Annotated in this window: 15 protein-coding genes; 7 read left to right on the top strand and 8 right to left on the bottom strand. The window is 66.2% G+C overall.

The window, feature by feature from the left end; genetic code table 11:
- The first annotated feature begins 4 nt into the window (after window positions 1-4).
- Complete coding sequence (locus AC56LR_RS05325) at window positions 5-610, top strand: acyltransferase (RefSeq protein WP_497128269.1); 606 nt, start codon at window positions 5-7, stop codon at window positions 608-610.
- A 10-nt stretch (window positions 611-620) separates the two neighbouring features.
- Here the strand turns inward: AC56LR_RS05325 and AC56LR_RS05320 are convergent, their stop codons facing one another.
- Genes AC56LR_RS05320 through AC56LR_RS05285 form a run of 8 tightly spaced genes read right to left on the bottom strand, consistent with a single transcriptional unit; the run spans window position 621 to window position 8,106 of the window.
- Window positions 621-1,742 (bottom strand): DegT/DnrJ/EryC1/StrS family aminotransferase, encoded by a 1,122-nt coding sequence (locus tag AC56LR_RS05320; RefSeq protein WP_497128267.1) that lies wholly within the window; start codon window positions 1,740-1,742, stop codon window positions 621-623.
- Between the two features lie 3 nt (window positions 1,743-1,745).
- A complete protein-coding gene (locus AC56LR_RS05315) occupies window positions 1,746-3,839 on the bottom strand; it encodes a flagellar biosynthesis protein FlhA (protein WP_497128265.1) in 2,094 nt (697 codons plus the stop codon).
- Window positions 3,836-4,975 carry a flagellar type III secretion system protein FlhB gene (gene flhB / locus AC56LR_RS05310; RefSeq protein WP_497128263.1) on the bottom strand — a complete coding sequence of 380 codons (1,140 nt, stop codon included), beginning with the start codon at window positions 4,973-4,975 and terminating at the stop codon, window positions 3,836-3,838. The genes AC56LR_RS05315 and flhB overlap by 4 nt, the downstream gene beginning before the upstream one ends.
- The gene (fliR, locus tag AC56LR_RS05305) at window positions 4,965-5,744 is read right to left on the bottom strand and encodes a flagellar biosynthetic protein FliR (RefSeq protein WP_497128261.1); all 780 of its coding nucleotides are present in this window, start codon (window positions 5,742-5,744) and stop codon (window positions 4,965-4,967) included. Before fliR ends, flhB begins: the two co-directional genes overlap by 11 nt.
- Before the next feature lie 17 nt (window positions 5,745-5,761).
- The gene (gene fliQ / locus AC56LR_RS05300; RefSeq protein WP_497128259.1) at window positions 5,762-6,031 is read right to left on the bottom strand and encodes a flagellar biosynthesis protein FliQ; all 270 of its coding nucleotides are present in this window, start codon (window positions 6,029-6,031) and stop codon (window positions 5,762-5,764) included.
- Between the two features lie 16 nt (window positions 6,032-6,047).
- Window positions 6,048-6,839, bottom strand: a complete 792-nt coding sequence (gene fliP, locus AC56LR_RS05295) for a flagellar type III secretion system pore protein FliP (protein WP_497128257.1) — start codon at window positions 6,837-6,839, stop codon at window positions 6,048-6,050.
- Complete coding sequence (locus AC56LR_RS05290; protein WP_497128255.1) at window positions 6,836-7,195, bottom strand: FliM/FliN family flagellar motor switch protein; 360 nt, start codon at window positions 7,193-7,195, stop codon at window positions 6,836-6,838. The genes fliP and AC56LR_RS05290 overlap by 4 nt, the downstream gene beginning before the upstream one ends.
- Window positions 7,195-8,106 carry a FliM/FliN family flagellar motor C-terminal domain-containing protein gene (locus AC56LR_RS05285; RefSeq protein WP_497128253.1) on the bottom strand — a complete coding sequence of 304 codons (912 nt, stop codon included), beginning with the start codon at window positions 8,104-8,106 and terminating at the stop codon, window positions 7,195-7,197. Before AC56LR_RS05285 ends, AC56LR_RS05290 begins: the two co-directional genes overlap by 1 nt.
- A 326-nt stretch (window positions 8,107-8,432) precedes the next feature.
- Here AC56LR_RS05285 and fliE point away from each other — a divergent pair, with 326 nt between their 5' ends.
- From fliE to AC56LR_RS05255, 6 genes are read left to right on the top strand one after another with little or no spacing between them, the layout of a single operon-like run.
- The gene (fliE, locus tag AC56LR_RS05280; protein ID WP_497128251.1) at window positions 8,433-8,780 is read left to right on the top strand and encodes a flagellar hook-basal body complex protein FliE; all 348 of its coding nucleotides are present in this window, start codon (window positions 8,433-8,435) and stop codon (window positions 8,778-8,780) included.
- A gap of 25 nt (window positions 8,781-8,805) precedes the next feature.
- Window positions 8,806-10,515 (top strand): flagellar basal-body MS-ring/collar protein FliF, encoded by a 1,710-nt coding sequence (fliF, locus tag AC56LR_RS05275; protein WP_497128249.1) that lies wholly within the window; start codon window positions 8,806-8,808, stop codon window positions 10,513-10,515.
- Entirely contained in the window at window positions 10,499-11,521 is a 1,023-nt protein-coding gene (locus AC56LR_RS05270; RefSeq protein WP_497128247.1) for a flagellar motor switch protein FliG, read from the top strand. Before fliF ends, AC56LR_RS05270 begins: the two co-directional genes overlap by 17 nt.
- Entirely contained in the window at window positions 11,518-12,207 is a 690-nt protein-coding gene (gene fliH / locus AC56LR_RS05265; protein ID WP_497128245.1) for a flagellar assembly protein FliH, read from the top strand. Before AC56LR_RS05270 ends, fliH begins: the two co-directional genes overlap by 4 nt.
- A complete protein-coding gene (fliI, locus tag AC56LR_RS05260) occupies window positions 12,204-13,520 on the top strand; it encodes a flagellar protein export ATPase FliI (RefSeq protein WP_497128243.1) in 1,317 nt (438 codons plus the stop codon). Before fliH ends, fliI begins: the two co-directional genes overlap by 4 nt.
- On the top strand, window positions 13,517-13,954 hold the full coding sequence (locus AC56LR_RS05255) for a flagellar FliJ family protein (protein ID WP_497128241.1): 438 nt from the start codon (window positions 13,517-13,519) through the stop codon (window positions 13,952-13,954). Before fliI ends, AC56LR_RS05255 begins: the two co-directional genes overlap by 4 nt.
- Window positions 13,955-13,957: the final 3 nt, after the last annotated feature.

The raw sequence follows: 13,957 nt of genomic DNA, 5'->3' as shown, positions 1-13,957 counted from the left end.
CACCGTGGCGCATCCCTCCCCTCTCCCGAATCCGTTCAACCCCGGCTATTACCGCAGCGAAGAGCTCAGGCAATTCGGATTCCGGCAGGTCGGCGAGAACGTGATGATCGCCAGGAATGCCACCATCATCGGCCTGGAGAATATCTCGATCGGGAACAACGTCCGCATCGACGGCGGCGTGGTGCTGGCGGCGCATTCCGGTTCCCTGGTGGTGGGCGATTACATCCACATCGGGGGCGGCAGCTATCTCGGCTGCGCCGGCGGTATCACGCTGGCGGACTTCGCCAACCTGTCGCAGGGCGTGCGCATCTATTCGAGCAGCGACGACTATTCGGGCGAGGCGCTGACCAACCCCACGGTCCCCGCCGCCTACCTCAAGCTCACCAAGGCGCCGGTCGCGCTGGGCAGGCATGTCATCGTCGGCTCGGGCAGCGTGATCCTGCCGGGCGCGAACATCGGAGAAGGCAGCGCGGTCGGCGCCTTGTCGCTGGTCCTGCGCCCGCTCGAGGCATGGGGGGTGTACGCGGGTGCGCCCGCCAAGTGGCTGAAAGCGCGCAGCCGCGCCCTGCTGGAACTGGAGCAGGCCCTGCTGGCCGGCAAAGGCTGCTGAGCCCCTGGCGCTAGCCGGCAATGAGCCCGGCGATGCGTTCGATATCGGCGTGCGCGAGCTCCGGATACATCGGCAGGCACAAGACCCTGTTCGACGCCGTGGCCGCAACCGCGAGGTTGTCGCGCCGTGCCGACGGCAGGCCGCGGTACATCGGGAAATCCGAAATCAGCGGATAGAAATACCGGCGGGCGAACACGCCCTCCGTCTTCAGCTTATCGTACAGGCCGTCCCGGCTCAGCGGGTAGTCGGGCCCGACCAGGATCGGAAAATACGCGTAATTCGACGAATAATTCGCGGCGACGGCGTGCTCCTGCGCATGGCAGTCGATGCCGGCAACGCCGGCCAGCAAGGCGCGGTAGCGCGCGTCGATCTCCTTGCGCCGGGCGATGGCCCCATCGATGCCCTTGAGCTGCAGCATCCCGAAGGCGGCATTAATTTCGCTCATCTTGCCGTTGATGCCGGGCGCCACGACCGTCAATTCGTCGACGAAGCCGAAGTTCTTCAGGTGGTCGATCCGTTGCTTGGTGCGCGCGTCGGGGCAGATGATCGCGCCGCCCTCGAAGGTATTGAATACCTTGGTCGCGTGAAAGCTCAGCACCGACAGGTCGCCATGGCGCAGGATGCTGCCCCGCGCATCGCGCACGCCGAAGGCATGCGCGGCGTCGTAGATGACTTTCAGGTTGTAGTTGTCGGCAATGCGCTGGATCGCCTCGACATCGCAGGGATGGCCGTAGCAGTGCACCGGCATGATGGCGGTGGTCTGCGGCGTGATCGCCGCCTCGATCTTCTGCGGATCGAGGTTCAGCGTGAGCGGGTCGACATCGGCGAACACCGGCTTGATCCCGTTCCATAGCAGCGAATGGGCGGTTGCCACGAAGGAGTACGGCGTGGTGATGACTTCACCGGTGACGCGCAGGGCCTGCAGCGCGGTCACCAGCGCCAGCGTCCCGTTGGAGAACAGCGAGAGGTGTTCGACTCCCAGGTAGTCGCACAGCGCCGCCTCCAGTTGCTGGTGGAAGGGGCCGCCATTGGTCAGGATCCTGTTTTCCCAGATCTGCTCGAGATACGGATAGAACTCTTCCAGCGGCGGCATCTGGGGCTGGGTAACGTAGATCGGCTTGCGCTTGTCCATGGCTTAGCCCACCGTGCCGACGATCGAGACGTCGTGGTTTTCCGGGATTTCGTTGTACGACAGGACATGCAGGCCCGGCGCGAACAACCTGGCATAGCGCGCCAGCAGCGGGCGCACCTGCGGCAGCACCAGGAGCAGCGGCGGCGTGTGCTGCCCCTTCATCTGCTCGCGCGCGACCGGCATGTTGATCTGCAGTTGCGACAGCAGTTGCGGATCGATCGGGTAGTTATCCAGCGCCACCTTGCCGCCGCCGTTCTGGCGCGCCTGGTTCAGGGAACCGAGCAGCATGTTTTCCAGTTCGGCCGACAGGTTAAAGGCCGGCATCTCCTTCTTCTTGCCATACATGCTCGAGACGATCTGGCGCCGCAGCGCGCAGCGCACTTCGGCCGCCAGCAGGATCGGGTCCTTGGTGGTTTCCGAGCTGTCCAGCAGCGTGGTGGCGATCACCACGATGTCCTTGAGCGAGACGCCCTCCCCCAGGAGCACGCGGAACACGCGCAGCAGCTGGGTATGGGTCAGCGCCTTTTCCAGCGCGCCGGCCAGCTTGGGCGAGAGCGCGGTGAGACGCTCGATAATCGCCGGCACGTCTTCGTGGCGGAACAGCTCGTGCAGGTATTCGCGCACCACTTTTGAAGTATGGGTGGCGATCGCGCTCGGCACCTCGACCACCTGGTAGCCCAGGCCCAGGGCGTGGCCCTTCTGGTCCGGGGTGATCCAGGTGATCGCCATGCCATAGGCCGGCTCGATGCCGGGGATGCCGTCGATCTCGCCGTAGACGCTCGGCGAGGGAATCGCCATCAGATGCTCGGGCATGACTTCGGCCTCGGCCACCACGGTGCCGGACAGGCTGATCGCGTATTGCGAGGGGCGCAGCGCCAGGTCGTCGCGCACGCCGATCGCCGGCAGGAGCATGCCCATCTGCTCCGACAAACTCTGGCGCACGCCCTTGATGCGCTTGGTGAGCGGCTCGCCCTGGGCGCGGTCGATCATGCCGACCAGCTTGTAGCCGACCGCCACCGAGACCGGCTGCACCACGGGCAGCGCCTGCCAGTCGAGTTCCGGCGCGCGCTCGTCGCGCAGCGCCGCCTCGATCGCGGCCACGCCGGACGTATCGGGCGGGGCGACGCGCTTGTTCAGGCGCCAGCCGACATAGATCAGGGCGCCCGCGAAGGCAAAGAACGGCAGCTTGGGCATGCCCGGCACCAGCGCCAGCACGATCATCACGCCCGCGGCCGAGTACAGCACCGCCGGCTGGGCCAGCAGCTGGCCGCTGACCTGCTGCTCGAAGTCGCCCGACTCGCCGATACGGGTCACCAGGATCGCGGCGGCAGCCGACAGCAGCAGCGCCGGGATCTGGCCGACCAGGCCGTCGCCGATGGTGAGCAAGGCATAGACCTTGAACGATTCGGCGAGCGGCAGGTCGTGCATCAGCGAACCGATCGCGATACCGCCGACCAGGTTGATGATCAGGATCATGATCGAGGCGACCGCGTCGCCGCGCACGAACTTCGAGGCGCCGTCCATGGCGCCGTAGAAGTCGGCTTCCGCCGCCACGTCCTTGCGGCGGATGACGGCCTGCTCCTGGTTGATCAGGCCCGCATTCAGGTCGGCGTCGATCGCCATCTGCTTGCCCGGCAGCGCATCCAGGGTGAAGCGCGCCGACACTTCCGAGATGCGCTCGGCGCCCTTGGTCACGACGACGAAGTTGATGATCATCAGGATGATGAAGACCACCAGGCCGACCACGAAATTCCCGCCGATGACGACGTTGCCGAAGGCTTCGATCACGTGGCCGGCGGCGGCCGTGCCTTCGTGGCCGTTGAGCAGGACCACCCGGGTCGAGGCCACGTTCAGCGCCAGGCGCATCAGCGTGGTGCCCAGGATCACGGTCGGGAAGACCGAGAAGTCGAGCGGCCGCTTGGCCGTTACCGACACCAGGATCACGATCAGCGCCAGCACGATGTTGAAGGTGAACAGGATGTCGAGCAGCACCGGCGGCAGCGGCAGCATGATCATCGCCAGCAGCGCGATCAGGAAGACCGGGCCGGCGAACTTGTGGCGCCGCAGCTCGGTCAGGAAATTTTTCAGGGCATTCATGCAGGAACCTCACTCAGGTGAGATGGGACGACCACCTCGTTGGGGAACCGTGGGGGCGCGGGGCGCCGGCCTGCACGGAACGCATTCAGTTGTAGAACGTAATTCAGGACTTGCGATACGGCCTGGTAGAGCTGCGCGGGGATCTGCTGCTGCACCTGGCTGGTGTTGTAGATCGCGCGCGCCAGCGGCGGCAGCGAAATGGTTTCGATCTTGTGTTCTTGCGCCACGCGGCGGATGTACAACGCCATCTCGTCCACCCCCTTGGCCACCACGAAGGGCGCCTCGGCGCGGTTGGTGTCGTACTTGAGCGCCACCGCGTAGTGCTCGGGGTTGACGATGATGACGTCGGCCGTCGGCACGCTCTTGCGCACGCTGCGCTGGGCCAGCTGGTTCTGCAGCTGGCGAATGCGCTGCTTCACTTCCGGCCGGCCTTCGCTGCTCTTGTGCTCTTCTTTCATCTCCTGCTTGCTCATGCGCTGGTTTTTCGTGAACAGGAAGGCCTGCACCGGCACGTCCAGCAGCGCAAAGGCGATGAACACCGTCACCAGCGCCATCAGGCCATCGAGCATCAGGGCGCTGCCGCCCACCAGCGCATCCGACAGCGGCATGCGCTGCAATTCCACATAGGCCTTCATGCTCGAGCGGCACACGTGCACCAGCACGAAGCCCAGCACCACCGCCTTGCCCGCCGAGGTGGCGAAACCGATCCAGTGCTTCTGCGTGAACAGGTTGCCCAGGTTGGTCATGGGACTCAGGCGGCTGAATTTCGGCGCCATGTTCTTGCTGGAGGCGATGAAGCCGCCGGGGATCAGGCCGGCCACGACGATCGCGAAGGGCACCACCGCCAGCGGCAGCACCATCTTTATCAAGAGCAGCAAGGCGTCCGTGAACACGATCGACATCGCGTTCTCGATCGCCCCGGCCTCGCCCAGCGGCACGAACACCATCTGGAACAGCATGCGGAAGGACTCCAGGTAACCCGGCAGCATCATGGCGAACAGCTTCAGGCTGACCAGGATGCCCACCGCCGTGGACAGGTCGCGCGAACGGACGACCTGGCCCTCCTCGCGCGCTTTCTTGAGCTTTTGCGCTGAGGGCTTTTCGGTCTTGTCGCCACCGGTGCCGCTATCGGCCATGCGCCATCCTCATCTGCTCCTGCAGCATTTCCAGGATCTGGTTGGTCATCGAGACGTAATGCTCGGGAATGAAACGCACCACCTGCACCAGCATCAGGAGGCCGAAGATCGTCACCAGCGAAAAACCCAGCGAAAACAGATTCAGGCTCGGCGCCACCCGGTTCAGGAAGCCGAAGCCGATCTGCACCACCATCGTCGAAAACACGATCGGCAGCGCCAGCAGCACCGCCGCGGAAAACACCCAGGCCAGGTTCAGCGCCACCGCTTCGAGCAGCATCGGGCCGAAGCCGGCGCCGACCGGCCAGGCCTTGAAGCTCTGGCCGACCACGCCCATCAGGACCAGATGGCCGTCGATCCCGAAGAACACCAGGATCGCCAGCAGCGACAGCAGGCTCGATACCACGTCGGACGCCTGGCCATTGATCGGGTCGTTCATCTGCGCCATCGAGAAGCCCACCTGGCTCGAAGCCAGGAAGCCCAGCATCGTGACCACCGCCATCGCGAACTGCAGCGCCAGTCCGATCACGCCGCCGATGATGGCCTGCTCGACCATCGCGAGCACGCCGGCCAGCGAGAACGGGTCGGGCATCGCGCCGCCTTTTGTGAGCGGCAGCATCATGAAGGCCAGGGCTACCGACAGCAGCGCGCGCACCGGCACCGAGACCGTGCCCTCGCCCAGCACCGGGGCGGTCGAGAGCATGGCCATGATGCGGCAGAAGGGCCACCACAGCGCGCCGATCAGGGGCATCAGGAAGCTGACCAGCTCCATTGCGTGCGGACCCTGCCCTAGCTCGCGAGCGTGGCGGCGCGCTGGAACACCGACACGCAGTAATCCATCAGCGTGCTCGTCATCCAGTGGCCGGCCAGGATCACCGCCAGCAGCGTCACCAGGAGGCGCGGCAGGAAGCTCAGGGTCTGCTCGTTGATCTGGGTGGCGGCCTGGAACAGGGCCACGATCAGGCCCGTGACCAGGCCCGGCACGACCAGCACCAGCACCAGCAGCATCACGACCTGCAGGGCTTCGACCACCAGGTCGACAGCGATATCAGGACTCATCTCGATTCGGTCTCTTCTAGTAGCCGTGGATACTGCCGACCAGCGTATTCACGGTCAGGGTCCAGCCGTCGACCAGCACGAACAGCAGCAGCTTGAAAGGCAGCGAAATCACCAGGGGCGAGAGCATCATCATGCCCATCGCCATCAGCACCGAGGACACCACCAGGTCGATGATCAGGAAGGGAATGAACAGCATGGCGCCGATCTGGAAGGCGGTCTTCAGCTCGGACAGCACGAAGGCGGCCAGCTTGGTGGTGAAGCCGCGCTGCTGCGGCGCCAGGTTGGCCGGCTCGCCCGCCAGGTGCGCGACCTGGGCCAGCGAAGTCTTGCTGGTCTGGGCCAGCATGAAGCGCGAGACCGGCACTTCGGCGATGCGCAAGGCTTCTTCCAGGCCGATCTTGTCGCGGTCGTAGGGCAGGAAAGCGTCGCGCCACACGGCCTCGCCCACCGGGCGCATGACCAGGATGGTGAGGATCAGGGCGATGCCGGTGATGATGCGGCTCGGCAGGCCCTGCTGCAGGCCGAGGGCCTGGCGCAGCAGCGAGAGCACGATCACGAAGCGGGTAAAGCTGGTCATCATCATGACCATCACGGGCAGCAGCCCGAGCAGGGTCATCAGGACCAGGATCTGCGACTTGACCGTCATGCCCTGGGTCGAGGCGGGAATCACGCCCGGCAGGATGCTCGGCTGCTGCTGGGCGGCCGCGGGCAGCGCCCAGGCGAACAGCACGAGCAGCAGCACGCCGGCGATGACCGGGGCTGCACGGCGCAGCAACGGCAGCTGCGCGCCGCGGACAGGCGACGTCATTTAGTCAGCGCGTCCAGGTTCAGGCCGTCCAGGTCGATGACCTTCAGGCCGTACTGCTCGCCTGCGACGACGACTTCGGCACGGCCGATCGGGGCGCCGTTGACTTTGATGATCAGCGGTTCGCCGGCCAGCGCGTCGAGCGGCACCACCGAAGAGGGGCCGATCGACATCAGTTCCTGCAGCGAGATGCGGGCCGAGCCGACTTCGAGCGTCAGGGTCACCGGAATGCGGCGCATCATCTGCGGCAGCTGGCGCGCGGCGTTCTTGCCCGCGACGGCGGTGGCGGCATCGAGGCCGTCGAGGTCGTCGATGATCAGGTCGGAGCCAGTCAGTTGCTCATTCAAATTCATATCCATTACTCGGCATCTTCAAAAGAGGTTAAACAGAGCTTGCCCTTGTGTTCGGCCACGGCGGCCGTGAACAGGCGCGATTCGTCCAGCAGTACGTCGGCGCGTCCCACCGATACCGGGATCACGTCGCCGACCTTCAGCTCGAACAGCGCGGCCAGCGTGATTTCCTTGCTGGCCAGGCGCCCTTCCAGTTTGACGAACAGCCCGGTGGCCAGCGGCTCGGTGCTGCGCGCCGTACGCACGCTGCTGCGCTCGTCCATCAGGCCCTGCAGGACATGCGCCATCAATTCCTGGTCGAGGCCGATCCAGCAATGGCTGTCGGGCTGGCCCTGGGCCTGGCCATGCGCGGCGCGCAGGCCCACCCGGATCACCCAGCCGGCCTTGCCCGGCGCGCTGGCCGCGGCCGGCGCGCCCAGGGTCAGGGGATCCACCGAGGATACCGCTTCCAGGCCCGCGGTACCAGCGTCGGCCAGGGCGTCGGCGACGCAGGCATGCAATTGTTCCGCCAGCTGGGCGGTCAGGGTCGCGGCCAGGCGCTCTTCGGTGGCGGTGACGCGCTCGCCGGCCGTGTCGCGCTGCGTGCCCGGCGTGGCGGCCGGACCGTTCTTGCGGCCGTAGCGCCCTTCCAGCAGTCCCAGCAGCAGCGCGCGCTCGAAGGCGACCGCGGCGGTGCCCAGCGGGCCTTCCACGGACAGCCAGCGCAGGCCGGCTTCGTCGGGTGCGCGCTCGAAGGCCAGGTTCGACAGCCGCCAGGCGCCCCAATAGCGGCGGCCGCCCGGCCCGCCCATGGTCGTGCCCAGGACATCGGCGAAGCGGCGCGCAAATTTTGGCAGCAGGTGCACAGGACGACCCAGCAGGCTGGGATCGAGTACCTGGTAGTCGCCCTGGCTGGCCCGCGGTCGGTCTGGAGGATTCATCGGCATGTTAATTAATGACTGGGTAACGGTGAATGTGTTTTTTTCATTCTCCTAGGCAACAATTATACATGCAGATTTGATGCAGGGACTTTGACATTCGCCTTTGATTTCCTACTTGCCGTACGGTAAGATCATATCCATTGAAGTGCTTCACCCGGCCCCGCCCCATATGTACAGAGGGAAGACCCAGCAACGGGGTCAAGAATAAAACGGCCGTTCGTAGATCATTATTTAACAATCGGGGCCTTGATCCACGCCTCCCGTCGACAAAATAAGACACATTTTGTCGCTCCCGAACAACACGTACCTGTTTATTGGAATGACGCATGGGAATCGAACTTGCCGGTCTGATCAAAGCTGACCTCGCCGCCCTCACCAACGAAGCCAACCGCCTCGCGATCGCCCCCGCCGCCGACCTCCCGGCCCAGGGTGCATTTAACAATTCGCCAAGCGAGTTCTCGTTTACCCAAACCATGAAGAACGCGATCGCCAGCGTGGACGGCGAAGACCGCGCCGCCGGCGAGCGCATGGCGGCCGTCGATGCCGGCAAGAGCGACGACCTGGTCGGCGCCATGCTGGCCAGCCAGCAGGCCAGCCTGTCGTTCTCGATGCTCATGCAGGTGCGGAACAAGGTCATGGGCGCCGTCGACGAACTGATCAAGCTCCCGGTTTGATCTTCCTTCTTAAAGAGACGCATCTGTGATTTCCTCCCTCAAGGCCGCAGTCGGCGGCAAGCTGTCGCTGCCCTCGCTGCCGCCGGCATTGCGCAACAACTTCACCCTGCTGCTGGGCCTGGCGGTCGCCATCACGGCCGCCGTCATGATGTTCTCGTGGCAGGACCAGTCGAACTACAAGCCGGTCTTCGGCGCCCGCGAAAAGGTCGCCGCCAGCGACATGATGACCGTGCTCGAAGCCGAAGCCATCCCCTACCGCATCCACCCGGACAGCGGCCAGGTGATGGTGCCGTCCGGCGAACTGGGCAAGGTGCGCATGCTGCTGGCCGCCAAGGGCGTGACCGCCCAGCTGCCGGCCGGCCTGGAGCTGATGGACCGTAACGACCCGCTGGGCGTGTCCTCGTTCGTGCAGGACGTGCGCTTCCGCCGCGGCCTGGAAGGCGAACTGGCGCAGAGCATGCTGACCATGGACGCGATCGCCTCGGCGCGCGTGCACCTGGCCATCGCCAAGTCGAGCTCCTTCGTCGCCGGCGCGGGCGACCAGTCCTCGGCATCGGTGGTGGTCGCGGTCAAGCCGGGCCGCTCGCTGTCGAACGAGCAGATCGCCGCGATCGTCAACATGGTCTCGAGCAGCGTCGCCAACCTGAGCCCGAGCCGGGTGTCGCTGGTCGACCAGGCCGGCAACTACCTGTCCTCGCGCGTCGACCTGGTCGACGGCTTCGACGGCCAGGCGCAGGGCGACGGCGCCGCCAAGCGCTACACCGACACGGTGCGCACCAACGTCAACGAACTGCTGGCGCCGGTGCTGGGCGCGAACAACTACAAGGTCAGCGTCACGGCCGACGTCGACAACGACAAGATCGAAGAAACCCAGGAAAAATACGGCGAAGCGCCAAAGGTCACCAGCGAAGCGATGCGCGAAGAGATGGAACGCAGCCGCATGGCCCTGGGCGTGCCGGGCACCCTGTCGAACCGTCCGCCTGTCGCAGCCGATCCGGCCGCGGCCCAGGCCGACGCGCAGAATCCGGATGCCGACAAGGACAATGGCAGCGCGCGCAAGAACGCCACCACCCGCCAGTACGCCTATGACCGCGCGATCACCCAGATCAAGCGCTCGCGCGGCCGCCTCAAGAAGCTGTCGGTGGCAGTGGTGCTGAACAATGCCAGCGCCGCCAATGCGAAGGTCGGCTACACCCCGGTGGAGCTGGCCAATATCGAGAAGATCCTGCGCGGCGGCCTCGGCATCGACGCCGCCCGTGGCGACGTGCTGACCGTATCAAGCCTGACCTTCCCGGCCGCGCCGGTGGCCCAGGAATGGTGGCAGGAACGCGACAACGTCGTCGATATGACCACCTACGGCATGTATGCGCTGGGCGCCCTGCTGGCCTACCTGCTGCTGGCCCGCCCGCTGCTGCGCGCGGTGACCACCCGCCTGGCGCCGCAGCCGCCGCTCGTTCCGGCGCCGATCGCCCTGCCAGGCGCACTTGGCGCAGCAGTCGCTGCCCCCGGCGCCGCCGCCCTGCCTGCGGGCGCGCCTGCCGCACTGGGCGCCCCGGCCGCCGCACCTGGCGCGATGCCGGTGGTGCCGCTGCTGGAAAACTACGACCTCCCGCCAACCGGTTCCTCCGTGGACGTCATGGTCGATCACCTGAAAGTCCTCGCCGGCAAAGAGCCTGAGCGCGTCGCCGAAGTCGTCAAACAATGGGTACAGAAAAAACATGGCCGAACTGAATAATCCTGACGGCGCCGAAGGCGCACTGTCCCCGGTCGAGCAGGCCGCCATCGTGCTGCTGTCGATCGGCGAAGAAGGCGCCGCCGCCGTGCTGCGCTGCCTCGAGCGCGACGAGCTGCTCGAGCTGACCCAGGTCATGTCGCGCATGAGCGGCATCAAGGTCGATACCGTCAAGACCGCGGTCCAGAACTTCTTCGACGACTACCGCCAGCAAAGCGGCCTGCATGGCGCCTCGCGCAGCTACCTCAAGCGCTCGCTCGACCTGGCGCTGGGCAACGACATCGCCAATAGTGTGCTGAACACGATCTACGGCGACGCGATCCGCCCGATGATGGCGCGCCTGCAGTACGCCTCGCCGAAGTGGCTGGCCGAATTCATCTCGCACGAGCACGTGCAGATGCAGGCCGTGTTCCTGGCCTTCCTGCCCCCGGCGATGGCTTCCCAGATCCTGGAAGCGCTGCCGGTAGAGGGTCGAGAGCTCGTTCTGCTGAATATGGCGCGCCTCGACGAGATCGACCGCGACGTGCTGCACGAACTCGAAGAGCTGGTCAACCGCTGCCTGGCCGCGCTGGACACCCAAAGCGCCAGCGTCGAAGGCGTGCGCCAGGTCGCCGAGATCCTGAACCGCCTGCAGGACAACCGTGCCGGCATGGTCGAGCTGCTGCGCGCCCACGATCCGGACGTGGTGTCGCAGATCGAGATGTCGATGTACGACTTCTTCATCCTGTCGCGCCAGACCGAACAGGTCATCAGCCGCCTGCTCGACGAAGTACCGCTCGAGCAGTGGGCCGTTGCGCTCAAGGGCGCCGAGCCGCCGTTGCGCGACGCCGTCCTGTCCGCGATGCCGAAGCGCCAGGCGCAGAGCTTCGAGGACCTGATGCGCCGTTCGGGCCCGGTCCCGATGTCGCGTATCGAACAGACCCGCCGCGAGATCATGGCCACCGTCAAGGGCCTGGCCGACGCCGGCGAAATCGACATCCAGCTGTTTGCCGAGGCTACTGCCGAATGAAGCAATTCCGGGCTTACCACTTCCCTCCTCTGCACCAGTTCCCCGGGGCCCAGCGCCCCGGCGCGCCCGCCCCTGCCGGCGGCAGCGCCGCGTCGGCCGAAGAATGGCAAAGCGCGCTGGCCGACGGCTACCGCCAGGGCCAGCGCGAAGGATATGAAGCGGGCCTGGACCAGGGCCGCGCCGACGGCTACCCCGTAGGACAGAGCGAAGGCCTGCAGCGCGGCATCGAAGAAGGCCGCGAGATGGCCCAGAACAGCTTCGAGGAGCTGGTCAAGCCGGTCGACGCCATGCTCAAGAGCCTGAAAAAGCTGAAAACCGACATGCGCGCCGCCCAGCGCAAGGAAGTGGTCGACCTGGTCGGCAAGATCGCCCGCCAGGTGATCCGTGCTGAACTGGCCCTGCAGCCGGTGCAGCTGCTGGCCTTGGTGGAAGAAGCCCTGAGCGTGATGCCGCCGTCGCGCGACCAGGTCGAGGTTTTCCTGAATCCGGAAGAACTGCGCCGCGTGCTCGAGCTGGACCCGAAGCGCGCCAAGAAATGGACCCTGCTGCCCGACCCGGCGCTGGAGCCCGGCGAATGCCGTGTGCGCTCGGGCGACAACGAAGTCGATGCCGGCTGCCAGGGGCGATTGAGCGCCGTGATGGACCAGGTGCGCGAGCAGCTGCTTGAGGACGAGGACGAAGAATGACGGCCCTCGCCTCGCGCCTGCGCGCGGTCGAACTCGGGGCGGTGCCGGTCGCCACCCCGACCGGGCGCCTGGTCGGCGCCCAGGGCCTGCTGCTGGAATCGGTCGGCTGCCCGCTGCACACCGGCCAGCGCTGCCGCATCGAGACCGTCGATGGCGGCTGGCTCGACGCGCAGGTCGTGGGCTTCAAGGAAAAAGTCTCCTACCTGATGCCGTTCAAGAAGGCCACGGGTCTTGCGACCGGCGCGCGGGTGCTCCCGACCCCGGTGCCGGCCGACCTGATGATCGGCCCTTCGTGGATGGGCCGCATGGTCAATGGCCTGGGCGAGCCGATCGACGGCCTGGGCAAGCTCGGCGGCGACCAGCCGCTGTCCACGACCCCGCCGAAGGTCAACCCTTTGAAAAAGGCGCCGGTCGAGGAACCGCTCGACGTCGGCGTGCGCGCGATCAATGCGATGCTCACCATCGGCAAGGGCCAGCGCGTCGGCCTGATGGCCGGTTCCGGCGTCGGTAAATCCGTGCTGCTGGGCCTCATCACGCGCCAGACCGTGGCCGACGTGATCGTGGTCGGCCTGATCGGCGAGCGTAACCGCGAGGTGCGCGAATTCGTCGAGAAGTCGCTCGGACCCGAAGGCCTGAAGCGCGCCGTGCTGGTCGTGGCGCCGGCCGACGAGTCGCCGATGATGCGCGTGATGGCCACCGAAATGTGCCATTCGATCGCGGCCCACTTCCGCGACCGCGGCCAGAACGTGCTGCTGCTGTGCGATTCGCTCACGCGCTACGCGATGGCGCTGCGCGAAGTGGCGCTGTCGCTGGGCGAGCCGCCGGCCACCCGCGGCTATCCGCCGTCGGTGTTCTCGAACATGCCGCAGCTGGTGGAATCGGCCGGCAACGGCGAGAACCCGAAGGGCAGCATGAGCGCGATCTATACCGTGCTGGCCGAAGGCGACGACCAGCAGGACCCGGTGGTCGATTCGGCGCGCGCGATTCTGGATGGCCACATCGTGCTCACGCGCGAGCTGGCCGAGCGCGGGCACTATCCGGCCATCGACGTGGCCCAGTCGATCTCGCGCTGCATGGCGCAGGTGGTCGGCCAGGACCATGCCTTGGCCGCACGCAGGCTCAAGGCTTCGCTGGCGCGCCATGCGCGCGTGCGCGACCTGATCCCGCTCGGCGCATATGTGCCGGGCGCCGATCCGGAAACCGACAAGGCGGTGCGCCTGCACCCGCATATCGAATCCTTCCTGTGCCAGGGCACGCGTGAAGAAGCACCGATGCCGGGCTGCGTCGAACAGTTGAAAGCGATGATGGCATGAGCAAGCAGCACATGATCGACAGCCTGGGCACCCTGGTGCGCCTGCGCAGCCTTGACGTGGACCGCCTGCAGGCCGATATGGCGACCCAGGAAGCCACCCGTGTGCGCTACCAGAACAACCTGGCCCGCATGGATGCGCTTGCCGCAGGCAGCGGCCCGACCGGCGCCCTGCCCCCGGCGCTGGCGCTGAACTGCGGCGCGTATAAACAGAACGTGATGGCGATGGCCGACCTGCACCGCACCGACCTGGCGCTGCACGAAGCCAACATGGCGGTATCGCAGCGCAACCTGAGCGCCGCCTGGACCAAACGCGAGCTGCTGGGCAAGGTGCTCGAGCAGCAGGAAACCCGGTTGTCGCAGGCCCAGGAGCGCATCGTGCGCAAGCGCGAAGACGACATCGCCACCCAGTCGTGGATGGCGGGACGGACCGCTTAAGCA

The organism is Telluria sp. ZT3P39, assembly GCF_059685935.1.
This window is presented reverse-complemented; position numbering and strand designations above follow the sequence as displayed.